Annotated in this window: 19 protein-coding genes and 3 pseudogenes; 9 read left to right on the top strand and 13 right to left on the bottom strand. The window is 45.8% G+C overall.

Annotated elements, in window-relative coordinates; genetic code table 11:
• Positions 1–59 precede the first annotated feature (59 nt).
• Positions 60–377: a hypothetical protein gene (locus RIB93_RS24225; RefSeq protein WP_446376454.1), complete on the bottom strand. Its 318-nt coding sequence runs from the start codon at positions 375–377 to the stop codon at positions 60–62.
• 276 nt (positions 378–653) lie between these two features.
• Here RIB93_RS24225 and RIB93_RS24220 point away from each other — a divergent pair, with 276 nt between their 5' ends.
• Positions 654–1,184: an O-acetyl-ADP-ribose deacetylase gene (locus RIB93_RS24220; protein WP_446376452.1), complete on the top strand. Its 531-nt coding sequence runs from the start codon at positions 654–656 to the stop codon at positions 1,182–1,184.
• Positions 1,185–1,187: 3 nt separating this feature from the next.
• Positions 1,188–2,543 carry an inorganic phosphate transporter gene (locus tag RIB93_RS24215; protein WP_446376450.1) on the top strand — a complete coding sequence of 452 codons (1,356 nt, stop codon included), beginning with the start codon at positions 1,188–1,190 and terminating at the stop codon, positions 2,541–2,543.
• 117 nt (positions 2,544–2,660) lie between these two features.
• On the opposite strand, the gene RIB93_RS24210 is transcribed toward RIB93_RS24215, so the two are convergent.
• The gene (locus tag RIB93_RS24210) at positions 2,661–2,903 is read right to left on the bottom strand and encodes a hypothetical protein (protein WP_446376448.1); all 243 of its coding nucleotides are present in this window, start codon (positions 2,901–2,903) and stop codon (positions 2,661–2,663) included.
• Positions 2,904–3,495: 592 nt separating this feature from the next.
• Here RIB93_RS24210 and RIB93_RS24205 point away from each other — a divergent pair.
• Positions 3,496–3,573, top strand: a pseudogene (locus tag RIB93_RS24205) (DUF2283 domain-containing protein); the annotation flags it as partial.
• Between the two features lie 150 nt (positions 3,574–3,723).
• Here RIB93_RS24205 and msrP read toward each other — a convergent pair.
• The 3 genes and pseudogenes from msrP to RIB93_RS24190 form a co-directional block, all read right to left on the bottom strand.
• Positions 3,724–4,719, bottom strand: coding sequence for a protein-methionine-sulfoxide reductase catalytic subunit MsrP (gene msrP / locus RIB93_RS24200; protein WP_446376446.1), 996 nt, complete (start codon positions 4,717–4,719; stop codon positions 3,724–3,726).
• Positions 4,720–5,395: 676 nt separating this feature from the next.
• Entirely contained in the window at positions 5,396–6,112 is a 717-nt protein-coding gene (locus tag RIB93_RS24195; protein ID WP_446376444.1) for a DUF2259 domain-containing protein, read from the bottom strand.
• Between the two features lie 134 nt (positions 6,113–6,246).
• A pseudogene (locus RIB93_RS24190) lies at positions 6,247–6,483 on the bottom strand (alpha/beta hydrolase fold domain-containing protein); the annotation flags it as partial.
• Between the two features lie 245 nt (positions 6,484–6,728).
• On the opposite strand from RIB93_RS24190, the gene RIB93_RS24185 reads away from it, so the two are divergent.
• Complete coding sequence (locus RIB93_RS24185; RefSeq protein ID WP_446376442.1) at positions 6,729–6,878, top strand: hypothetical protein; 150 nt, start codon at positions 6,729–6,731, stop codon at positions 6,876–6,878.
• A 47-nt stretch (positions 6,879–6,925) separates the two neighbouring features.
• Positions 6,926–8,053 (top strand): non-hydrolyzing UDP-N-acetylglucosamine 2-epimerase, encoded by a 1,128-nt coding sequence (gene wecB / locus RIB93_RS24180; RefSeq protein ID WP_446376440.1) that lies wholly within the window; start codon positions 6,926–6,928, stop codon positions 8,051–8,053.
• A gap of 292 nt (positions 8,054–8,345) precedes the next feature.
• Here wecB and RIB93_RS24175 read toward each other — a convergent pair whose 3' ends face one another.
• The 3 genes from RIB93_RS24175 to mfd form a co-directional block, all read right to left on the bottom strand.
• On the bottom strand, positions 8,346–8,987 hold the full coding sequence (locus RIB93_RS24175; RefSeq protein WP_446376438.1) for a hypothetical protein: 642 nt from the start codon (positions 8,985–8,987) through the stop codon (positions 8,346–8,348).
• Positions 8,987–9,619 carry an AAA family ATPase gene (locus RIB93_RS24170; RefSeq protein ID WP_446376436.1) on the bottom strand — a complete coding sequence of 211 codons (633 nt, stop codon included), beginning with the start codon at positions 9,617–9,619 and terminating at the stop codon, positions 8,987–8,989. Before RIB93_RS24170 ends, RIB93_RS24175 begins: the two co-directional genes overlap by 1 nt.
• Before the next feature lie 159 nt (positions 9,620–9,778).
• Positions 9,779–13,309, bottom strand: coding sequence for a transcription-repair coupling factor (mfd, locus tag RIB93_RS24165; RefSeq protein ID WP_446376434.1), 3,531 nt, complete (start codon positions 13,307–13,309; stop codon positions 9,779–9,781).
• Positions 13,310–13,715: 406 nt separating this feature from the next.
• Here mfd and RIB93_RS24160 point away from each other — a divergent pair.
• Positions 13,716–13,842, top strand: a pseudogene (locus RIB93_RS24160) (CNNM domain-containing protein); the annotation flags it as partial.
• A 35-nt stretch (positions 13,843–13,877) separates the two neighbouring features.
• On the top strand, positions 13,878–15,320 hold the full coding sequence (locus tag RIB93_RS24155) for an IS200/IS605 family accessory protein TnpB-related protein (protein ID WP_446376432.1): 1,443 nt from the start codon (positions 13,878–13,880) through the stop codon (positions 15,318–15,320).
• Between the two features lie 196 nt (positions 15,321–15,516).
• On the opposite strand, the gene RIB93_RS24150 is transcribed toward RIB93_RS24155, so the two are convergent.
• From RIB93_RS24150 to RIB93_RS24130, 5 genes are all read right to left on the bottom strand, one after another.
• Positions 15,517–16,905, bottom strand: a complete 1,389-nt coding sequence (locus RIB93_RS24150) for an amidohydrolase family protein (RefSeq protein WP_446376430.1) — start codon at positions 16,903–16,905, stop codon at positions 15,517–15,519.
• Positions 16,906–17,261: 356 nt separating this feature from the next.
• The gene (locus RIB93_RS24145) at positions 17,262–17,558 is read right to left on the bottom strand and encodes an Mpo1-like protein (RefSeq protein ID WP_044207192.1); all 297 of its coding nucleotides are present in this window, start codon (positions 17,556–17,558) and stop codon (positions 17,262–17,264) included.
• 299 nt (positions 17,559–17,857) lie between these two features.
• Positions 17,858–19,438: a mechanosensitive ion channel family protein gene (locus tag RIB93_RS24140; protein WP_446376428.1), complete on the bottom strand. Its 1,581-nt coding sequence runs from the start codon at positions 19,436–19,438 to the stop codon at positions 17,858–17,860.
• A 41-nt stretch (positions 19,439–19,479) separates the two neighbouring features.
• The gene (locus tag RIB93_RS24135; RefSeq protein ID WP_446376426.1) at positions 19,480–20,316 is read right to left on the bottom strand and encodes a M90 family metallopeptidase; all 837 of its coding nucleotides are present in this window, start codon (positions 20,314–20,316) and stop codon (positions 19,480–19,482) included.
• A gap of 90 nt (positions 20,317–20,406) precedes the next feature.
• The gene (locus RIB93_RS24130; RefSeq protein WP_446376424.1) at positions 20,407–20,760 is read right to left on the bottom strand and encodes a hypothetical protein; all 354 of its coding nucleotides are present in this window, start codon (positions 20,758–20,760) and stop codon (positions 20,407–20,409) included.
• Positions 20,761–20,812: 52 nt separating this feature from the next.
• Between RIB93_RS24130 and RIB93_RS24125 the strand changes: the two genes are divergently transcribed.
• Both RIB93_RS24125 and RIB93_RS24120 read left to right on the top strand, forming a co-directional pair.
• Positions 20,813–21,484 (top strand): hypothetical protein, encoded by a 672-nt coding sequence (locus RIB93_RS24125; protein ID WP_446376422.1) that lies wholly within the window; start codon positions 20,813–20,815, stop codon positions 21,482–21,484.
• 195 nt (positions 21,485–21,679) lie between these two features.
• The gene (locus RIB93_RS24120; RefSeq protein WP_446376420.1) at positions 21,680–22,840 is read left to right on the top strand and encodes an RRXRR domain-containing protein; all 1,161 of its coding nucleotides are present in this window, start codon (positions 21,680–21,682) and stop codon (positions 22,838–22,840) included.
• The last annotated feature ends 232 nt before the right edge of the window (positions 22,841–23,072 follow it).

Here is a 23,072-nt window from a genome sequence, read left to right as displayed (position 1 = left end):
AATTATAATTTTAGAGAATTTGGACACAGGAAATGTGAGGAGCTATCGCTATTTTTTCCTTAAATTTTATAGCAGGGATTATTTTTGACGATGGGCGTTTGGACTTCGTTCATCCAGGAATAATCCCAATCGGGTTCGGGTTGTTCAGCTAGGGATACCATATCGCCCTGATAGTTTTGATTGATTGGAATGGCTTTAGAGTGCAAATGTTCTGGGACATAGCACAAATCAACGGGCAATCCATGTGCCAACAGAAATTCTGCTAATTGTTCAGAATGAATGTATATGCCTTCTTGATGCAGGCGTTGTAATATTTCCGTGAATTTGTGCCAGCGCTGATCCATTCTTGATTGAGATGGTAAGGGTGTGGGTAACATACTATGCTAGAGCGTCAGTTCAATCTTGAAGAAGCCTCCCAGAAATAAGTCATAAGGTAGACGGTTCCAGAGCATGATCTATGGGAAGGTTGAGTAGCTAATGGTATCATTTATCGGCTGAGTCTACTGAGTCTTGGTTTTCTACAGATCTTAACCCAGACGCGATCGCGCCTATTACAACACCACCAAAACTGTTCCCCCTACTGCTGAGCTTACCTATCGGTGATCTGTGATGAATCCAATGAAACAGTATTATTTCTCAGGAGGATAATAGTCATGATAACAGGTAAAATAAATGTCGTTGAAGGGGATATCACTCAGTTAAGCGTCGATGCGATTGTCAATGCGGCAAACACCTCTCTGCTAGGTGGCGGTGGTGTGGATGGGGCGATTCATCGGGCGGCTGGACCCGGTTTGTTGGCAGAATGTCGAGGGTTGAATGGCTGTGAAACAGGTGATGCCAAAATTACTCAGGGTTACAATCTACCAGCCGATTGGGTGATTCATACCGTGGGACCTGTTTGGCGGGATGGTAATCATGGCGAGGATGCTTTGTTAGCCAGTTGTTATTACCGGAGTTTGGAATTAGCTGAGCAAAATAATATTCGTAGTATTGCCTTTCCAGCAATTAGTACGGGCGCGTATGGGTTTCCGCCGGAACGAGCTGCCAGAATAGCTGTAGGTACAGTTAAGCAGGTTTTGGAAGGAAATAGAACCATCGAGCAAGTGATTTTTGCTTGTTTTTCCCAGCCATCCTATAACTACCATCGGCAAGCCGTGCAGGAAATTATCACAAATAAGGGATAACGAGTGATTTCAATAGCTCTAATTCAACTTAGTTTAACTGCCATTCTTGCCTTCTATGTCGCTTGGAATCTAGGCGCTAATGATGTGGCGAATTCCATGGGAACGTCAGTTGGCTCAAAAGCGGTTACGCTACGGCAAGCGCTAATTATTGCAGGGATTTTGGAGTTTACGGGTGCGGTTTTATTTGGTCAAGGGGTGGCGACAACGTTAGCCACGCGAGTGATTGATCCGACGTTATTTGCCCAAACGCCCCAGGTGTTATTAGTAGGAATGATGTCTGTATTACTCGCTTGTGGTTTATGGTTACAAATTGCCACCAGTCTGGGATTACCTGTGGCATCATCTCATGCTGTAATTGGCGCGATCGCAGGATTTTGTTGGGTGGCGATTGGGGTGCAGGCGGTAGATTGGGGAACCTTGGGTCGTATTTCGTTAACCTGGATTATTACACCTGTTGTTAGTGGTATTTTAGCCGCCGTATTTTACAGTATTATTAATACCTCAATTTTAAGGCGCACAAATCCAATGGTTCAGTTACGGGAATGGATTCCTTGGCTAAGTGCTATTCTTTTGAGTATCTTTGGCGCGATTGTGATGCCAAGTTTATTTAATCGTCCTTTCTTTTATGCTTTGCCTATTCCTGTCCATGATTTACCGATTATTACGGTTTCGGTTGCGGCTATTGTCCTGAGTCTGATTAGTTGGCGTCAGTTGGAACGTAGCCCCTTAATTCTACCTGTTAATACTGAAGAATCGAGAAAAAAAGGTATTCATAACGGGGAAACTGGGAAAGCGGAAATTGAAGCGAATATTGTCCCACCCCCTAATGCTGTGTCTCCCTTTCCCTCAGCGATTGAGCAACAACTGGCGCGGTTTCAAGTTCTCAGCGCTTGCTTTGTGGCATTTGCTCATGGTTCCAACGATGTCGGGAATGCGATCGCTCCCTTAGCGGCGATCGCGTATATCATTGCCACGGGTACGGTTCCACTCACCGCATTTAATATTCCGTTGTGGATTCTGATCATTGGTGGTGCTGGTATCGTTGCAGGGTTAGCTGTTTGGGGCAAAAAGGTGATTACTACGGTTGGGGAAAATATTATCCCGTTGCAACCCAGTAGTGGATTCTGTGCCGAAATTGCCACAGCGACAACTGTTTTACTCGCTTCCCGCTTCGGCTTCCCAGTTTCAACGTCTCATGCTTTAGTGGGTGGTATTGTGGGTATTGGATTGATTCAGAATTGGCGCACGGTTCGCTTTCAAACCCTGAAATCGATTGCCCTGGCTTGGTTGATTACGCTACCCGCAGCCGCTAGTTTAGGGGCGATTATCTTTATTAGTTTACGTGGGATTTTTCTTTAGGCTCTTAAACAAGGGCGGGTTTTGTTGCTCATTTATCGGTTCTTCATTAGCTTTAGTCCCTAAACCTAAACCCGCCCCGACAATTGACCATTTGATTGGCTTGGTTCGAGGGAATGCTTATTTCTTAAATTTTTCGGCGATATAACCAATCCGATCAACAATATCGGCAACCTTGCTAATGTAATAATTATTTTCATTAACCGAGAGTGTCAAGTTTTCTAGCAATAAAAAAGACCAGACTTCCCCATCTGTGATAATGCCGTAGACTTGATCTTGCTGAAACTTCTTGAGAGTGGCATACATTTCCGCGACACATTGCCCTAACCCATCAGATAGACTACTTTTTTTAACTTCAACCACTGAAATAATCGGCGAGATGAAATCAATATCATCAAGGCTTAAAGCGCAATCGTATTTACCATTTAATGGGTGAGGTAAACCCGGTGTTTCCTCTGGATTAATATCAACGGGTGGTATACTTAATCACTTCTGTTTTTTTGTCAATACTTAGTCATAATTTTTATTGTAACTTTAACAAAATACATGCGTTCAAGGGGATGTTGAGCGTAAGACAAAAACCAGTAATTATACAAAGTTTTGACGAAGCTTCAAGGGGTTTAGCTGTGTCTGAATTAGTTTTGTCCACAAAAAACCCACCATAGATAGTATACCTGAAAATCGCACACTTTTCTCACAATTGCTGTAACCCCTTAAAATTCGTAGCTTTTTCCCAAAAAGAGGTAAAAAATGAGCAATTATGACGTTTTGTTGAGACGAGACTCTGATTGAAAAATTTAAACTGTTCTGGAGGAAAGAATCGTTTAAGTTATCAGAACTTGACAAATTGAGCCGAAATGACATCAAGGGAAGCATAACAGTAGCGAAGCAGAAAGAAAAAGCCAAGGGGTATCTAGTGCATAGTGGTTATCAAAAGAAGTACGATCGCCCCGTTATGAAAAAAATTAGATACAGCAAAGATGTAGATGCACTTTTGATTGAGCTGTCAGAGGATGCGATCGCCTATGCAGAAGTTCAGCTTACAGCAGATTTGGTGGTTGATGAAGTACAGCCTTAAGCAAGATCCCCGACAACTCCTACGAAGTCGGGGATCTGTCTGTGTACCTCCAATTGATAAACGTGCCAGGATATGTCTCTACACTATTGCTGTCCAACTTTACTTTTAAGTGCGGAGTCTGGGATACAACTGTGCCACATATTCCCCATACCCGTTATAGGGAAGCGTTTCCCGTCTTTCCCAGGAAAAATTGGGTCCTTTGCCAACAAACTTTTCCGTCGCTTGAGACCAACGTGGGTGCGGCACATCCGGATTGACATTTGCCTCAAACTTGTACTCATAAGGAATTAACGTATTCCAAAATGTCGCGGGTTGAGTTTCAACAAATTCAATCTTGACAATAGACTTAGCCCCCTTAAACCCATATTTCCATGGCACAACCTCTCGAATCGGTGCCCCATGCTGTTTCGGCAGAAAATGACCGTAAATCCCCACGGCAAAAAATGCCAAGTCATTCGCCATTTCCTCTACCGTTAATCCTTCGGTGTAGGGCCAAGGTAGTTTACCACTGAATGACCACGCTGGACCGATTCTAATTTGAGGATCATCGAAAGACGTAAACCGGACAAATTTGGCTTTAGAGGTGGGTTCTACCTCTTCCATTAATAATCGCATTGGAAATCCTAGCCATGGCAATACCATCGACCAGGCTTCCACACAACGGAAGCGATAGATGCGTTCTTCGAGGGGGAATTTTTTGCGTAAATCGTCTAAATCGTAGGTGCGGGGATTTTTCACTAATCCTGTGACTTCAACCTTCCACTCGTCTGTCGGTAAGGCTTGGGCGGCTTGCCATATCGATTTGCCACTGCCAAATTCATAGAAGTTATTATATTGTCCCGCCAGTAACTGATTGGTGATGGGACGGTCAACATTCGCAAATGCGGGATTGGTGTTAAGGGGTTTGACCGTTGGTTGATTGAGGGTAGCGGCTAGTTCCTTATTGGTTTCTGAGTCAGAGGAGGCTTGACATCCCAGGATGGGGAGAATACTCGCACCGACTAGGGTTTTGAGAAAGCGACGCCGATTGAAGTAAACGGCTTCAGGCGTGATTTGGTTTTCGGGGATTTCCCAGGATTGGGGAACGCGGATAAGGGTCATTGGGAAACAAGGTTGACGGCTGATGCGGCGGCGTGACTTGAAAGAACGCCTGTATGAAAATCTTAACCTGTTTCCAGTCGAACGCTAATTAAGTGTTGGGGGTGAGGGGGAGCTGGGGAAGCTGGGGAAGCTGGGGGAGCTGGGGGAGCTGGGGAAGCTGGGGAAGCTGGGGGAGCAATGATACATTTTCGCTGATAGCGGTGCAAGGGTATGAAAGGGTTTTACCTTAATACACAACAACAACACTCAACCTGCTCTCTGAGTGACTTCCTCTGTGTAATTAATCCTAAATAGAGTTGCTCTAAATCCGATAATTCAGATGCATTGCTCCCTACATTTCTAGTTAGAGGATGTATCAGTCTTCGCGTTGAGTGTTGCTGTTAGAATTTGTGTCTCGGATAAGACAGATATTAGATTTAACAGAGTTTTAGCCTTCCCTCCTTTCTGAATTTTCAAGTGACATTAATATCTGTCATTGAAGCTTTCTCTTTCGCTTCAATTACTAATTTACTACTCTCTCAGAAAAGTACAACCCTTTGTAACGCTTTTTAATGTTTCTTTTCAGTTCATAACCTCTAGACACATAAGTTTAAATTGGTGAGAGTAGCGACTCTAGTCTCAATCCAGATTAACCGATGTGATACCAGGGTGTAGGGGGTAGGGTGTCGGTATGAGACTAATTCTCAAATGGCTTTAGAGAAAAGCTTTGCACTAAGGTGGTTTTGACGACATCCTCGTGAGTCGGTTGCAGCATATCTAGGAGAACTACGATATTACTACGGTTAGGAGATAGCCGCACCTCTCGAATCCGATAGCCTTTCACAGCATCTCGATAGTTGTTCAAAGTACCCAGAGTTAAGCGCTGATTCTGATAATTGATGATTAAGCGCATGGACGCCCGTTCGACTGGAGATGTGCCTCCAGATAAGACGGAGGGGATACGCCTTTGCTCTAGACGCAGTTGTAACGGCTGGTTGTTTAAGCGAAATGTAACAGTTTCGCTGTCGTCTGGCTGACGGGTGCTATCGATGACAGGGAGTTTAATGCCAACTTTGAGCCGATTCAGTCCCAAATCTTGTCGGAGGGTTACTGTGTCTTGCAGCAAGTCGTTTTCAGCCGCTTGATTGCTAAGACTATAGGCATCGCGATTATAGTCTGTTCGCAGACAACCATTTCTGACACAGGAGTTATTGGGGATATTGATAATTTGCAGATGAGCCGTGGGAACTTCTGTGACTGAATCCCGGTAACTTTCTAGATGAATATAATGACGATTATCCGGGGAGAATCCGGCTAAGCGAACCGAGGTGTTGAGTAGGGCTGCATATCCGGGGTTGAGGAACAGGATCACACTAGCTGCGATCGCGGGAGACACGAATGATGCTATTTTCATAATAAGTAGGTGGGGACAACTAAAGTTAATGGCGGGGATTGTCTTATGTCTCTATGTCATACTCGTGAATCGCCAAGCCAGCTAGGTTTAGTAAGGGTTTGATAACTCTTTACGACACAATTGGATTCTGGATTTTAATTGAACTGAGACTGGAGGGCGACGGCGGCTTCTGCTAGCGCTTCTCGACCTTGATCTAGAATGTGTGCCATGCCAATAAAGCCATGAACTGTACCATCATAGCGAGTCATTCTTACAGGTACACCTGCTTTTTGCAAGCGAATCCCATAGGCTTCTCCTTCATCTCGTAGGGGATCATATTCAGCGGTGATAATCAAAGCTGGGGGTAAGTTACTCAATTTGTAGATTATATTCGGCTTGTAGTAAGGGCTTCAGCCCTATCTTTTGTTGGGTTGAGCGAAGTCGAAACCCAACCTACAATCTATTCCACTATTTTAGCTGTGTCACGCCAGTAGGTTTTGTTAAGGCGTTATCGGTGAGGGCGGGTTTTGTTGATATGTTATCGGTGAGTGAGGGCGGGTTTTGTTGATATGTTATCGGTGACAAGATAATTGAGTTCCTAAACCCGCCCCTACAATTGATGTATGATTTATGAATTATGACGTATAAACCAATAATCTGTATTACCTTAGGTACTCGCCCAGAGGCGATTAAACTTGCACCTGTGATCCAACGGTTTCAAACCTGTGAGCAGTTATTGGCGATGATTAGGGCGGGTTTTGTTCAAAGGGTATCGGTGACACTATAATCGAGTTCCTAAACCCGCCCCTACAATTGACGTAGGATTTATGAATTATGACGTATAAACCAATAATCTGTATTACCTTGGGTACTCGCCCAGAGGCGATTAAACTTGCGCCTGTGATCCAACAGTTTCAAGCCTGTAATCTGTTCCAGACTCAGGTGATTTTAACGGGTCAACATCGGGAAATGGTGGATCAGGTGATGCGGCTATTTCAACTTAAAGCTGATCGCGATTTAGAAATTATGCAAGCCAAGCAAACGCTGACGGATATTACCTGTCGAAGTTTGCGGGGATTGGAGGAGTTGTTTGCCGAGATTAACCCACAGTTGGTGATTGTACAAGGGGATACGACGACAGCATTTGCGGCGACTTTAGCGGCATTTTATCAAAAAATTCCTGTCGGTCATGTAGAAGCAGGGTTACGAACGGATGATTTGTTTAATCCTTATCCAGAAGAAGCGAATCGACGGTTGATTTCTCAGTTAGCCCAACTGAATTTTGCGCCAACTGCTAAGGCGGTGGAGAATCTGAAAACGTCGGGGATTGTGGGGGAGATTCACCAGACAGGAAATACGGTGATTGATGCGTTACTGACGGTAGCTAAGCAGGAACCCCAATGTCCAGTTCCAGGGTTAGAATGGGACAAGTATCGGGTGTTGTTAGCCACGGTTCATCGGCGCGAAAATTGGGGTAAACCGTTAGAGGATATTGCCCAAGCTTTTATTCAACTGTTGGAACAGTTTACGGATACGGCGTTATTGTTACCGTTACACCGAAATCCGACGGTTAGAGAACCCCTGAAACAAATCTTGGGTAATCATCCGCGAGTCTTTTTGACCGAACCTTTAGATTATGGCGAATTAGTGGGCGCGATCGCACGCTGTTATCTGTTGCTGACGGATTCGGGGGGATTGCAGGAGGAAGCGCCGAGTTTAGGTAAACCGGTGTTAGTGTTGCGGGAAACTACGGAACGCCCCGAGGCGATAGAGGCGGGAACGGCGAAATTGGTGGGAACGAATCCCAGTCAAGTTGTCGCTGTCGCCAGTGAATTACTGGGAGATTCCCAGGTGTATCAGGTGATGGCTACCGCTGTTAATCCCTTTGGGGATGGTTACGCCGCTGAACGGATTTTGCAAGTTGTTAAAGGGTATTTTTCGGGGCAGTTTGAAGTAATGTAGGGGCGGGTTTAGGGATTCAATTAGATAGTCACCGATAAATGAACAACAAAACCCGCCCTGACCCCGTTGAAACTGATATTTTTCACCTTTGTCAGTAAGTTCCAACACCCGCCAAGAACTCAAGTTCTTGGCTTATAGCTTAAGTCCATTAAAATGGACTAAAACTAGAAATATAGTCGGTCTTTAGACGATGCGAAGTTGGCAAAGGCTTGCTACGAAAAAGCCGCTGTTGGCTGAGGAGAAGGCTTCCACCCGCAGAGAAGCTTGATTCCCGTTGCCAAAAATGAAATTGTCAAAGTAACCACGTCTTATTCGCAAAATCAGCAGGTCTTTCACTTTCCTTTTGAATCGGGCGTCCGAGAGGGCGGGCGGGAGATCTAGCGGGAGGACGTTTGGTTTCAACAGGTTGCGCGGGTTCTATCGGTCGCTTTTGAGTGGCTTTAAGCGATTCATTCTCTTGCTTGAGACTCTCCACTTCTTGCAGCAATTTCTCATTGGCTTGGGCGAGTTGAACAGCAGCTTTTTTGGCGTCATCAAATTCACTCTTTACGTGATCAAGTTTTTTTAACTCATTTTGCAAATTTTCAACAGATTCGTGTTGCTGCTGGAATTGGGTTTCTAAGTCGGTAATTTGTTCCTTTAACTCCTGTTCTCGTTTCTCCGCTTGGGCTAAACTATCTTTTAAATTAACCAGAGTGGTTTCTTGTTGTTGGGCTTCTTCGAGTGCCTGTCTCAATTCCGCAACCGTGGCTTCAAGGTCAGCTTTGGTGGGAGTTGAAGATTTACTCGTACTGGTTCTTCGACGGGTAGCCATGGTTGATTCATCCTCTGTATCTGGATTCGGTTCGTTAGACTCTTCAATAGGTTGCTGATGGGAAGATGGCGATTTTTCCACCTCTTCCCGCAGCAAATCAGTTAACTTTTTTTTGGTCATTAGCATCCCCAATGATGGTGTAGTTCATCCGCCACCCGGCGATAATCGGCTTGGGCTTCACGGGCATTTTCTCCCCCCAATTGAGTAATCGGTATCCCCTGCAATGCGGCGCGTTCGTGGGCTTTGTACGTCCGAATAAAGGTTCGGAATGCAGGAACACCGAGTTCCCGGAGTGTGGTTTGCGCCTCTAACGCTTCCCGGCGACGGCGAGAGTCTACCCGAGTTAACAATACCCGATGGGCGGTTCCTACAGGTGCGATCGCACGCCGTACTGTTTCCATTAAAACCGCTAAGTCCATGGGTGCCGGAGGTGTGGGTAAAATAATATAATCTGCGATCGCGACTACCGCAGTCAAGGCGTCTGAACGCAGGGCGGGGGGTGTATCCACAACCGCTAATTCGTAGTCTTTCAAGGTTTGTAGACGACTCAACAGTTGAGGATTAGTTTCTTGGGCGACATCAAACCCGATTTCTCCCTCACTTCGTTCTACCCACCAACTGGCTGAACCTTGGGGATCAGTATCTACTAACAAAACCTGTTTTTTTTCCGCGAGTACGGCGGCTAAGTTGACTGAGGTTGTGGTTTTGCCAACACCTCCCTTTCCATTAATAATAGCGATTATATTGGTCATTCGTCATTTGTCTTATGTCATTTGTCATTTGGTCATTTGTCATTTGTCATTTGTCATTTGTCTTATGTCATTCGTCTTATGGTCAGGGCGGGTTTTGTACAAATGTTATCATCAATAGTCAAACGTGATTCCCTAAACCCGCCCCTACACATTCAACATTTATACGGCTTCGGGTAAGGCTCCTTTCATCTTGCTTAACCAGTCGATTAAATTCTCTAACTGTTTATTCGCTTTGAGAACTCCTAATCCCCGTACTGTTACTTTACCAGGAGAATAGACAAAGCGCGATCGCAAATGTTCGGGGAGGTTTTCTTGCAATAGCTTCCACGCCGGTTCCTCCATGGGCGTTTCCAAAAGGACATGCTGTTTCCCTTCAGGTTTAATCCGACTAAACCCTACAGACTTTGCCACCTGCTTCAGTTCCACAATCCGTAATAATTGCTCAACGGGTGCAGGTAAAGCACCATAGCGATCATGCCAATCGGCGGCTATTTGGACTAATTCCGAATGGGAATTCGCTGCTGCTACTGTCCGATACGCACTCATCTTTTGATCCAAATCGGGAATATAATCAGCGGGGATAAAGGCGGTAAGATTTAAGTCAATTTGGGTATCATCCACTTGGGGAATTTCTTGTCCCTGAATCTCGCGAATGGCTTCTTGTAGCATTTCCATATATAAATCAAAGCCAATCACATCCATTTGTCCCGATTGTTCCGCCCCTAGGAGATTTCCCACTCCCCGGATTTCCATATCTCGCGTCGCCAGTTGATACCCGGAACCTAACTGGGTAAACTCCTGAATCGCCCGTAAACGCTTGCGGGCGGCGTCGGATAGAGTATCTTGTTTGGGATAGAATAACCAAGCATGTGCCTGCACGCCGGAACGCCCGACTCGCCCTCGCAGTTGGTAGAGTTGGGCTAACCCGAAGCGCTGGGCGTCTTCAATCAGGATGGTATTGACACGGGGAATATCTAACCCGGATTCAATAATTGTGGTACAAACCAGGATATCCGCTTCCCCATTACTAAAGGTGAGCATTGTCGCTTCTAATTCCCCTTCAGGTATTTGTCCATGGGCGATAGCCAGTCTCGCACTAGGTATCATTTCCCGCAGTTTAGTGGCGACTTCTTCAATTCCCTCAATTCGAGGAACTACATAAAATATCTGTCCCCCGCGATCTAATTCAGTGCGAATTGCAGTCCGAACCGCTTCTGGATTATACGGGGCTAAATGGGTTTTAATCGGGCGACGGGAGGGAGGGGGTGTGGTAATTAAACTCATTTCCCGCACCCCAGAGAGGGACATATATAAGGTACGGGGAATCGGTGTGGCGGTTAAGGTAAGGACATCAACTTGTGTTTTTAGGGTTTTAATTTTCTCCTTTTGATTCACGCCAAAGCGCTGTTCTTCATCGACGACTAGCATGCCTAAGTCGCGAAATTTGACAGTTTTGCCTAAGAGTTGATGGGTACCGACAACAACATCTAGTTCGCCTGTAGAAAGGCGGCGCTGAATTTCCTTACGTTCCTGGGCGGTACGAAACCGATTCAGTAATCCCACATGAATTGGATATGGGGCAAAGCGTTCTTTTAACGTGTGGTAATGTTGTTGAGTAAGAATCGTAGTTGGGGCGAGGAAGGCGACTTGTTTTCCGGAGATAATCACTTTAAAAATTGCCCGCAAAGCTACCTCGGTTTTGCCAAAGCCCACATCCCCACAGACCAAGCGATCCATGGGGCGATCGCTCTCTAAATCTCGCTTTACGTCTTGCACGGCTTTGAGTTGATCGGGGGTGGGTTGGTAGGGGAAGGATTCCTCTAATTCATCTTGCCAGGACGAATCTTCTGGAAAGGCATAACCGGATCGTTGACTGCGCTGGGCATAGAGTTTAAGTAAATCAACCGCCAGTTTCTTAATGGTTTTGCGAACCCGATTTTTGGTCTTTTCCCAGGCTTTACTGGACATTTTATTCAATTGCGGCGCACGGCTATCGGCACGGCGATAGCGTGACAAAACCCCAACCTGATCGGCGGCGACTCGTAATAAGCCATCGGCATATTTGATGACTAAATATTCACGGGTTTGATAGTTAAGGGTGAGGCTTTCTAGCTTGACAAATTGACCAATGCCATGGTTTTTATGCACCACATAATCCCCAGGCGTTAACTTATTTGGGTCAACTTGTTTGGATGCGGCACGGCGTCGCTTCCGCACATAACTGGGGGTGGCGAGAGTATGCTGTCCAAAAAACTCGCGATCGCTAATTACAACCAAGCGAAACGTAGGCAGGATAAAGCCTTCCAATTCCGCTAATCCGGAATATTTCACCGCCACAGGTGTTTTCTGGCTTTGCAGTTTATCAATCGCCGGATAGTCACGGGGATTGGGAACAAATTGAGCCGGACAATCATGTTCCTGTAACAGAGAAACCGAACGACTGGGTTGAGCCGAAACCAACCAAACCGAAAACTTGCGATCGCGTTCACGGCGGACAATTTCTGCAAGTTTGGCAAACTGGTGTGGTGTGGCGGGAATCGGGCGGCTGGCTAAATTCACCGCCGTCTCATTAGTGGCTTCTGCTAGTTCTGATAAATAGACTGTAGAGACGTTGCATGCAACGTCTCTACATAGCGCGTCTGGGTCATATTGACGATGCAGAGGGGGAAGAGGATGGGCTAATGTATCTAAATGATCTTGAGCATGTTCCACCCAGCGATCGCAATGAGCGCGACATTGTTCAGGTTCATCAATAGCAATTACTGTATTATCGGGCAAATAATCTAACAGAGAAGCAGGTTGATCAAACGTAATCCCCAAGAAGCGACGACTCCCTTCCAGATGTCCCCCCGCTTGCCAGAGTGCCTGTTCCTCTTCCTGTAGATGGATTTGAACCTGTTGGGCTTGGGTATCACTGAGGGCATCAGTAATAATGGGGCTAAAATCAGTAGGGGTGAGTACCAGTTGCTCAATTTTATCTAGGGAGCGTTGGGTTGCAGGGTCAAATTCGCGCAGTTGTTCGAGTTCATCCCCGAACCACTCCAAACGCACAGGTAATTCGGCAGCAACCGGGAAAATATCCACAATATCACCGCGCCGACTCCACTGACCTTCCATTTCCACCAGTGGCACTCGATCATAACCCAAGCGTGCTAATTGTTTATCGATGTCTTTAATATCCCAACTTACGCCTCGGTTGATTGTCAGGCAGTAGGATGCAAAGGCGGCGACTGGTGGTAAATGGGGTTGGAGTGCCGCATGAGTGGCGACAATTGCCAGTTGTCCGTTGTGCTTTGTCTGTCCATTGTCCGTTGAAGTTTGTGGGTTACCCTGATCAGGATTTGACGAATGATCAATCACCAAATCGGCTAATACCTGCAGTTGTCCCCAAGTCATTTCCGATTCAGGGTCAAAAGGTTCGTAGGGTGACGCTTCCGAGGTGGGATAGAAATGAACCGTTTGCCAGTTCATGGCTTCCAGTTGCACCGCCCAGCGACTGGCTTCCTCCAACGTGGCGCAGATAACCAAAAGATTGCGCCCTGCGGCTTGGGCGATGGCAGATGAGACTAATCCCTTAGGTAGACGGGCAATCCCATTCAGGTGCAAAAACGACTGACGATTCAGTTTAGAGAGGAGTTCACCCGTCAGGGGCGATCGCTCCAGAGTCCGAATGATAGAAGAGAATGCCATGATTCACCGCACGTTATTAGAACTAGACAACCCAAGCCGCCATCCATCGACTTATCCTATTGTAGAAGCCTTGGTCGGGGCAGGTTCAGTTATAGCTAGGTCAAAAAGAAATAATAATCGTGAAACTTGCCCCTACACTAAATCCCCAACCTGATTCACCCCACAGTCAATCTACCGCTCAACCCCTCTGCGCCCCTCTGCGTTAAAAAAACTAAGCTATTGCCCTCCTCAAACCTTGGTCAGGACAGGTTTCCTCCCCTAGATAGGAGTGAGTCAAAAGAACCCCCGACACCAAACCCCAGACGCTTCTCACATCACCTCTGGAACAGTCAAAACCCAGAACTCAAGTCATGCTTGATACTAGAACCTGAGAATACATCCTCTCTCATTCCCAGCCATTACACTCATGTCCTTTGTCTCTCGCGAAATTGTCTTTGTCCTCTTGCTAATCGGACTCAATGGTATCTTTAGCTATGTCAGAGATGGCGATTGTTGCCGCTCGCAAGGTACGCCTGCAACAGTTAGCCAATCAAGAGTTGACAACCAAGCATTCCCAAGGTAACATGACATGACATTTATCCACGCCAAGGTCGAAGCTGTGGTTAAGAAAAAAGCTAAAAAGCAATCTAAGCGAAAAAAGCCTCAAAAAGAGTCAAACATCAGAACCGATGTTTGGCAATTGGTTATGACGCAAGAGCAGCGCCGACTAGCCGTCTTGACCGTAGCGGAATACCGACATTTTCTGAAGCCATTAGTACTTATTAGCTATTGGAATTGGGGCAACCTGTCTGGGTTGAACAGTAATGAAAGAGTTAATGCTCTAGAAAAGCTGGTTCACCAGACAGGGGATAATCCTAATCCTAAATACTATTGGTATTTCCAGAAAAGTATTGGTCGTTATCCTTCATTCCGGAAATTTCCCAGTTATCTAAGACGTGCTGCTATTCAGGAAGCATTGGGTATTGTTAGCAGCTTCGTTACTCGCTGGGATGCTTGGAAGAGGGGAGAGCGAAAACATCGTTACGACAAATCGCCCAGGTTAACCGTAATGTGCAATAGCTATCCAGCTTTGTACAAGGGTCAGCAAATCAAGTACCATTCCAACTTCAATGCAGTAGAGCTGAAAATATGGAATGGTGCTGATTGGGTTTGGATGCAAGGTGTTTCCATCAAAAAGCATGGAAAAAGTCGGCACACCAGAGAGGGAGCAAAACTGTTGTCTCCTGCTCTGGTTGCTAATAAGCGAAGTGTTCATCTTTCCATGTCCGTTGAGGTTAATCCTCAATCTCTACCTGATTCAGATTATGTTTGTGCTATTGATATTGGCATAAACACAACAGCCACCTGCTCAATAGTTGGCTCATACGGTACTGTAAAAGCTAGGAAATTCCTCAATCCGGCTAGAGACATAGACCGTCGCGACCAACGTAAGCAGCGCATTGCGACTAAGTCCAAACTAACTCGGAAAATTACCAACCAGGATTTACCTAAAGGCTTCTGCCAAGGTTTGTATCGAAAGTCTAAAAACATCAACAAACATATTGCTCAAACGGTTTCTAGGCAGATTGTTGAGTTTGCACAAAAACATCAAGTTAACGTGATTGTGTTTGAGGACTTATCGAATTGGAAAGCTAAGGGTGGGAAGCATGGGTCTTTGCAGAAACAGCGCTTTCACCAATGGTGCAAGGATAAATTAGTTGAGCTAACCATTCAGAAATTCTCTGAGTTGGGCGCAAAGGTATGTAAAGTCAACGCTAAATACACCAGTGCTTACGCCTTTGACGGTAGTGGGAAAATTAAGCGGAGTAACAAGAAGTATTCCCAAGCCGTATTCCCAAATGGCAAGCGCTACAACGCTGACCTATCCGCTTCCTACAACATCGGTGCCAGATATTGGTACGCGGTATTAACCAATAGTAAATTCACTAGGGTCTGGGCAGGCAGAAGCTCCTCCCAGACGCTGCGAACGCCAGTGACGCTCAGTACTCTTTGGGAGCTGAGTAAAGCCTAGCATAAGAATCCCCTGCTAGAATTTTTAATTTAGCTGGGGTGCGTTCAAGTGATGGATATGGATGGCAATCGGGTGGATAAGATATTGGTGATCCCGTTGCACAAAGAGTATTATCAGCGTCCCAATGATGTGTATTAAATCCTTTTTGTAGAGACGTTGCATGCAACGTCTCTACTAATCGGGTCGCCCTATTGTTTTAAACGCTACCAACCATGGGTTTTTCGGGCAAGGATTGACGTAAACGATCGCCATATAAGGCTAACGCATTCCCGCCTAACAACAGTCCCAGATGTTCCCGGTCATAATCGGCAACGGTTGCAGCATCCTGGACACAGCCGTGCAGCACACCATCCCAGTGACCATAATCTCCAGAAAAGCAGGTTAAATGCTTACCAATCTCACCCATCGCCACGGGCAAATACGCAGGACCCGGATCATCGGATTCAAAGGAGGTAAAAATTTGACCCCGTTCAAAATACTCGAAGGGATCACGGTGACGCAAGTCATAATGTTCATACAAGCTAGCATCCTCAATTTTGGTCGGATCATGTGCCGCATTCCACAACAAATCAAACAGGTTTTTCGCCTGAGAGATAATGTTGACATTATCCCGACCGCCTTTTTCCTGAATCATCAATTTGGTGAATTCCATCAAAGAGGGGCGATAGGGATGTTTGGGGTCAAAGTCGCGAATTCGCTTTTCCCAATGTTCATGGAACGCATGGGCTAAATCCGGTAGCCAACCACAACCGCCTTCTAAGAAGCCAACCCGCAGGGTGGGGAATTGTTCAAACGCCCCATCAAATACCATCCGGGCTAATGCCAATTGTTGCTGGTTGCGCTGAACAAAAATATGGTTGAGGACAAAGGTTTCTAGATGATCCGCAATTCCGCCCACCATGTAGGAACCGGGTCCACCGTGAATTCCTAAACCAATATCCAAGTCTACCGCCGCCTGTAAAATCGGACGGAAGTCAGGATGGCTAATTGCTTTACAGGTGCGAATTTCGGGGAATGCATCGGGGGCTTTGGGATGGGGAATCGGCATATTGGGCGCAACGGCGACGCTAATCATCCCCAGTTCGTTGACACAGCGATGCATTTCCTTAACCGCTTCATCTACATCCTGAAGACAAATAACCCCAATGGGTTTGAGGCGATTATCATAACCCCGGCAATCATCTGCCATGTAACTGTTGTAGGCGCGGCAGAGTGCGATCGCAAAGTCTTTATCCAGAATACTGGAAAAGATCAGATTCAGTGTGCCAAAGATAACATGGACATCAATCCCCTCTTGATCCATGTGTTGAATCCGCACCCGATTGAACATCGCACCCAATGTGGTATCTGGATGCAGATTGCGAAAGCCACCTTTCCCTAATCCCTGAGGTTGGGGAAACATCCGCAAAAAGTCATTTTTACCGGTTTCGGGATTGAAGTCTACAATCTTTGCCCGTTGATCACCGAGACTATCAATTACCAAACCGACGCGATCGCGATACTCTGGTTCTAGATAATCCCGCATAATCATCGGATTCTCTAGCTTATGAGCATCCGCATCGATCACTAGCAAGTCTTGATACATTGTCACTCCTCAACTTGTTGATGAAGGCGTGAAGTACCCCAACTTGCTTCGCTGAAGTTGGGGCTTCCAACTAGCAAGCAAGGACGGTCTTATTCGTCTTCGGGATTTCCCGTTTCATCCGCCGACGCCTCCAAAAGTTACCTTTTATTGGTCTTACTCAGCGTCCACAGGCAGCCGTCCGCCTTCCGCAGACAGTAATATTATTGTTAGCCCGCTTGGTTAGAGCGGTTTATGGTTAGAATTCTAACCGGATAATGGCTCGCCTGGGTAGAAGGAAAAAATGCCCAAGGGATTTGGTATTACCCATCTCCCCCATCTCCCAGACTTAGCATGCTACGTCTCTACACTATGCCCAATCACCCCTTCCTGGCGGGACGCAAGCCAAACCAGTTCTCGAATGACCAAGATAGGGAAGCGAGGATAGTGATACCCGGATATTTGCGAAACGCGGGTTCATTCTTCTCAAAGAACGCATGTCCCCCCAAAGCAAAGACTTGGGTGAGGATGACGCAAATCAAGGTCAACCGCCAATCGTAGAATAGTAGGATAACGGCTGCGATCGCGAGTAGGTTGGTGAGGTGGTGCAGCCTCTGATTGATCGGATGGCGATGAGAGGCGATGAAATGGGCTTTGGCTTCTTGGAAGTTGTTCAATGACACTCTCCTACAATGACACTCAACTCAGTAAGCTTAAACCATTCTAATGGTTTGGTACAGCTAATTTAATGGATTAGCCCCGTAGGGGCGCAAGGCTTGCGCCCGTGCCCACTTAAGCCATAACCCTTACCCATTCTAATTTTCAGCTATGAGAGAAGGGCGGGTTTATTCAAGTTATCAGTTGGGTGCCATAAGTTATCTGTAAAACCCGCCCCTACACCCCCACTCTAAGAGCTATTTACCTTAAGTTGATACGAATGACCGACTTGTGCGCGATTTAACCATAAATCTATCCATTATTCTTCATTTTTAATCGGAGCCGGAAGTAGAATTCCTTCGGAGCGCAAGGTATCCATAAACGTCTTCCGTAGAGTGCGCTGGATTTGAAGATGCTTTCCTGGCTTAACCTTCGTCAATGTCTTTAGCAACAAGTTAGACTCTCCGAGACTTTCTACACCATCAATTTGTGTGGGTTCGAGGACATCGGGATCATTGGCGTTTAATTCTTGTCCGACTTCCTCAACAACTTGATAAACTTGGGCTAAGTTAGCATGATAAGAAATGCAAACTTCCACGACAGCAAAAATGTATTCTTTGGAGTAGTTAACCACTGAGCCAATCGCACCATTGCGAATAATCTGTAATTGACCATTAGGATGTCTAAGACGAGTTGTTCTCAGTTCAATCGCCTCCACCGTCCCCTCGACGACTTTCTCTTCCACGTTCCCGGCTTCAATATAATCCCCAACTAAATAGTAGTTTTCAAACAAAATAAAGAAGCCACAAACCATATCGTTAACCAGTTCCTGGGCACCAAATCCTACCGCTAGACCAATAATACCCGCACCGGCTAGGATGGGAGTTGGATCAATATTGAGAGTATACAGAATAGAAACCCCAACGGTGAAATAAATTGAGTATTGCAATAAGCTACGAAATAGAGGAACCAGCGTTAAGCGTCTGCTTCTTTGCCGCTCGGTCAAATGTTTCTCTTTAAAGACTAATTCTTCTGCTAGTAAATAAACCACGTCATAAAACACCCGACTCAAGAATATCAGGGTGATGATTTTGATAAGTCGCAGCCCCCAATCGGATAAGTTAGCGATTAATTGAATCTGCTGAGTTACCAATATCGCTATGCAAGTGTATAAAATTAATTCCAAACACCGCTTCAAAAAGGGGATGAGGTGGCGTAGGCGATCGTAAAATCTTAATAGGTTATCCGGGCTAGAGTATCTGATGCTGAGAGCATCTAGGATATCTACGATCGCCGCCGCCGCTTTAATGATGAGTAATCCAACTGCAATGATCAAATAGATGCTTAGGGCGACAAAAATATAGTCAGAAATGACGGCGGGTAATTTTAAAAACAGACTACAGCAACCGATTATCCACAGCCAACTGCCCCATTTTATTCTTTTATAAAGTTCGCCAAAAAAAGCGTCAATACTTTCGTCATCGGTAGTGCTGCTATCTATATTTTTGGCGCGAGTGTTCGCTAGTTTGAGGCAATATTGGATCAAGACTAGAGCGATCGCCGCTAAAATTACCGTACCGATACTTTGAGCGATGCCAACTGCCAATGTTAGCCAAAATCTGGGTGGAATAAGCCCAATCAGATCGAGTGTATATTTTTGTATGTCTTTCCCTTGATAGATCAAGAAACCATTAACACCGACAATCGCAAGGCACAGCACAAAGCCAGTCAGGATCAGCAATCCGGTGATGTTCCGACGCATCATTTTGACTCGTTGCGCCTCAATGTGAAAGAGTGGGTATTTAATCAATAGTTTTGACAACTTACCCACCAACCAAATCAAAACCAAGAAAATGACAATTACGATGCTAACTTCAGCAAAAATAATTAATGTATTCATAGATTATTCTCATGAAAATATTTTTTATCATTATTATCACCCTAAGTCTGGGAGAGCTTCCACTCCAATGGATCTAGCTTGTAATAGTGTTTCAATTGCCGATAAAGTGCAGCATGTTTCCTCACCATTTGAGCAGGTTTTTCAAAGAATGTCTCTGTCGCTACAGCAAAAAATTCAGCCGGATCAGTCGCCCCATATTTATTCATCACTGTTTTTCTCCCGCGTTGAGCATCGCGTTGTAATTGCTGATACTCTTGGCTAAATACCTGCGCCCACATCTGATAATCAGCTTGAGAATCCAGCTTGGGTACACCGTTAATCATACCATCGGTTTGATCGAGCTGATGAGCAAATTCGTGGAGAACCACATTATGTCCATCCTGCCAATTCTGGATATCATATTCGATTTGTTGCCAGGATAGGACAAGTTGATCTCGTGTCCACGATTCCCCCAGTCTCACTTCATCTCTTTCTTCTATAATATAATCACTGATTCGTTTCGTGGGTTTGACTCGGTACGCGCTGGGATAAACCAGAATTGACACTAAATTGGGATAATAGTCACCGCTATCATTCAGTAAAAGCAGACAAGCTTGAGCCGCAATCGTCAGTTTTATTTCTTCAGTAATCTGTAATCCTCTACAGCCAATAAACTGTTTTTCAGCTAAAAAAACAGCCATGTAACTCTGGAGTTTTCGTTGTCGGGATTGAGGTAGACGGTGATAGAATGGCAAGATTTGCTCGGTAAACGTTTGCCAACGCCGAGGAAACGATTTATTTTGGATGCGGTTCCGTCGCCATTTAGTCAGAAGTGGACTTAAGAGAACCCCAGCACAAATCCCAACAATAATTACTAAAACAATAATAGCTTCAACCATATATTTATTGTAAGTTGTAGCCCTCACCGGATGCCCATACCCCTATTAGATCCCCCTTACGTCCCCCTTCAAAAGGGGGAGACTAACGGATTACTGATACTCAAGGAAATCATAGAGAATTTCATCGGGTTCATCCTCGATGTCTTTCCAATCCTCAGATACCTCAGATGCGATCGCGGATGGTTGGGTTGGGATATTATTAGCGTTTACCTGACTCAGTGCCGCGATTTGTTGGCTGAGGCGGTCAGCTTTTTCGGCGAGGGTATCCAATTGTTCAACGGTAGCATAGCGTTTGGCTTCTTCGCCTAGCTGGAAAAATTGAGTCAAGATTTCCACAACCGCCGAATCAAGGGAGTCAAGTTGCTTTTTATCTTGGTAGGTTGTCAGAGATTGGTAGAGGGAATCGGAAATAGAAACACTGGGAAGCTTTTTGTTAGAATTCATGATTTTTGCCCTTCAAACTAGAGTACAATGAGGTAATACAGCTAATTCACTCGTGAAAACTATCATTATATCGGGACTGGTGTTGGCATTCGCGATCGCCTGTCATTCTCCCTCTCCCTCTGAGCCTAAAGCGTCCGTCAGTACAGCCCAAAGCAGTACGGACAAATTAGCGGCGAACCTTAGCCAAACTACTTCTGGTTCTGAACCCTCAATCGTTGGCGATAACCCAACCGTTGGTAGAGTCAAAAGTATGGTTAATGGTGACCTAATGTGTTACGTTACTCTGGTTGATGAAAATAATAGTGAACATGAAATCGGTGCAACGTTTGAGATCTGTGCCAACTCCAACCTATTTCTCAATCAAAAAGTACGCCTTTTTTATGAGAGAATTCCCGTTAATGATTGCCAAAGTATTGAACCCTGTGGCAAGACCCGAATAGAGTCTCTGATTACTAAAATGGAGACTATTGGAGACGGAAACTCTGAAAATCTAGGAAACTCACAAACATTAAGTAATGGTGAGTGGACAATCACGATTAGTAATCGAGAGTCTTGGTCAGGAGTGAATGGAACCGGAAATCTGAGCTATCGGGGATGTGATTCCCAAGGCAACTGTATTGATTTAACAGGCGGTAAAGTGACCTGTCGCGATGGACTATGTACAATAGGATGGAGAAATGGGGATTATTTGTATGTAATTCATGAACCCCGCCCTACTTCGTGAGGACGGGGATTGGCAGAGGGAACCTGCCAGGAAGTCATGAATAGGGCATGAGTTGGTAGGGGACAACCACTGCTGAACGCTTCTCTAGTTCAGCTTAAATGTAGGTCTAGGAATCTCTAAACACTGGGTAAATCCAGGACACACCCCTATCAATGCCTGAAGAGACGTAAACATTTACACGAGTGGATTATATCTATGAATCGTGTTCCGGTTGTTAGCAAAGAAGGAAAACCACTAATGCCCACTAAACCATCCAGGGCTAGACGGTGGATAAAAGAGGGCAAGGCAGTGGGGAAATGGTCAGATCTGGGAGTCTATTACGTCCAACTCACCACGCCACCATCGGCTGAGGAAGTACAACCAATTGCGGTAGGGGTCGATCCGGGTAAGTCCTACTCCGGTGTCGGGGTTCAGTCGGCTAAATGCACTCTACTACAACTACACCTGATCCTCCCGTTTGGGCGGGTTAAAAAACGGATGGAAACCCGTGCTATGCTGCGACGGGGACGACGAGGGCGGCGGATTAACCGGGACGTTCCGTTCAAGCAACGCAACTATCGGCAATGCCGTTTTGATAACCGCAAACAGTGTAAACTTCCCCCATCTATTAAAGCCTCACGGCAGTTGGAGCTAAGGGTAGTCAAAGAATTGGCGGCGATATTCCCGGTAACTGCCATTGGGTATGAGCGAGTTAGAGCCGACATCGACCAAACTAAACGTAAACGTGCCAAGTCGGGCAAGGGCTTCTCTCCGGTGATGACGGGTCAGAATTGGGCAATATCCCAAATGGAAAAAATTGCCCCCGTCTATGTCCGGCACGGTTGGCAAAAGGATGGAAACGGCACATCCCAACTCCGAACCCAACTAGGGTTAGAGAAGGACTTGGTTAACAAGTCCATAGCTAAACCGGAAACCCACGCGGTTGATGGGGTGACGTTGGCTTGCGGGTACTTGATCAAGTATGTCCCATTTACTGGCTCTAACTCCCACGGTTACACCCATAAGGGTAACGTTAACGTGACCCCCTCCCCATTTAAAATCATCACCCGCCTCGGTGCAGTGAAGCGGGGGAAGGAGTATGGGTTCTTCCGCCGTCAATTACACTTTGAAGTACCGGATAAGTCGGGGGCAAGGAAGCGCAAGGGCGGAACGATTACCCCTTTTGGAGTGAGAATTGGTGATTTGGTCAGAGCAGAGAAAGCTGGGAAAGTCTACATTGGCTATGTCAGCGGATTCACCGATACCAAAAAGACCAAAAATGTTTCCGTTTGCGACTACACCTGGAAACGTATTGGGCAATTTGTACCCAGCAAGATCAAGTTAATCAGGAGAAATAATGGCTTATGCGTAGCGTAAAAAGAGTTGGATGCCTCCATTCTTCCGGCATCCCGCTATCCCTCCTCGCCCTACGAGAGTTGAGGGCGAGGACTCCCGCGAATACGTTGAACAACCAATCGATAATCCAGATCGTCCTGAAACAGCGGAGAGTTCAACAAGACTTATTGTCCGTAAAGGTTCTGAGGTAATCCTAGAAACGACAGGATTTAAAATTGTCTCTCCTTAGCCTTTGCCTAATCATAATTATCTC

Origin of the sequence: Coleofasciculus sp. D1-CHI-01 (assembly GCF_040218875.1) — a bacterium.
Classification (GTDB): domain Bacteria; phylum Cyanobacteriota; class Cyanobacteriia; order Cyanobacteriales; family Coleofasciculaceae; genus Coleofasciculus.
The sequence above is the reverse complement of the archived record's forward strand: the minus strand, read 5'-3'. Positions and strand labels throughout refer to the sequence as shown.

What these genes read in the sequence shown, in the direction of transcription:
- RIB93_RS24225 (WP_446376454.1), bottom strand. Translation starts at nt 377, where the DNA reads ATGTTACCCACACCCTTACCATCTCAATCAAGAATGGATCAGCGCTGG.
- RIB93_RS24220 (WP_446376452.1), top strand. Translation starts at nt 654, where the DNA reads ATGATAACAGGTAAAATAAATGTCGTTGAAGGGGATATCACTCAGTTA.
- msrP (WP_446376446.1), bottom strand. Translation starts at nt 4,719, where the DNA reads ATGACCCTTATCCGCGTTCCCCAATCCTGGGAAATCCCCGAAAACCAA.
- RIB93_RS24195 (WP_446376444.1), bottom strand. Translation starts at nt 6,112, where the DNA reads ATGAAAATAGCATCATTCGTGTCTCCCGCGATCGCAGCTAGTGTGATC.
- RIB93_RS24185 (WP_446376442.1), top strand. Translation starts at nt 6,729, where the DNA reads ATGACGTATAAACCAATAATCTGTATTACCTTAGGTACTCGCCCAGAG.
- wecB (WP_446376440.1), top strand. Translation starts at nt 6,926, where the DNA reads ATGACGTATAAACCAATAATCTGTATTACCTTGGGTACTCGCCCAGAG.
- RIB93_RS24175 (WP_446376438.1), bottom strand. Translation starts at nt 8,987, where the DNA reads ATGACCAAAAAAAAGTTAACTGATTTGCTGCGGGAAGAGGTGGAAAAA.
- RIB93_RS24170 (WP_446376436.1), bottom strand. Translation starts at nt 9,619, where the DNA reads ATGACCAATATAATCGCTATTATTAATGGAAAGGGAGGTGTTGGCAAA.
- mfd (WP_446376434.1), bottom strand. Translation starts at nt 13,309, where the DNA reads ATGGCATTCTCTTCTATCATTCGGACTCTGGAGCGATCGCCCCTGACG.
- RIB93_RS24155 (WP_446376432.1), top strand. Translation starts at nt 13,878, where the DNA reads ATGACATTTATCCACGCCAAGGTCGAAGCTGTGGTTAAGAAAAAAGCT.
- RIB93_RS24150 (WP_446376430.1), bottom strand. Translation starts at nt 16,905, where the DNA reads ATGTATCAAGACTTGCTAGTGATCGATGCGGATGCTCATAAGCTAGAG.
- RIB93_RS24140 (WP_446376428.1), bottom strand. Translation starts at nt 19,438, where the DNA reads ATGAATACATTAATTATTTTTGCTGAAGTTAGCATCGTAATTGTCATT.
- RIB93_RS24135 (WP_446376426.1), bottom strand. Translation starts at nt 20,316, where the DNA reads ATGGTTGAAGCTATTATTGTTTTAGTAATTATTGTTGGGATTTGTGCT.
- RIB93_RS24130 (WP_446376424.1), bottom strand. Translation starts at nt 20,760, where the DNA reads ATGAATTCTAACAAAAAGCTTCCCAGTGTTTCTATTTCCGATTCCCTC.
- RIB93_RS24120 (WP_446376420.1), top strand. Translation starts at nt 21,680, where the DNA reads ATGAATCGTGTTCCGGTTGTTAGCAAAGAAGGAAAACCACTAATGCCC.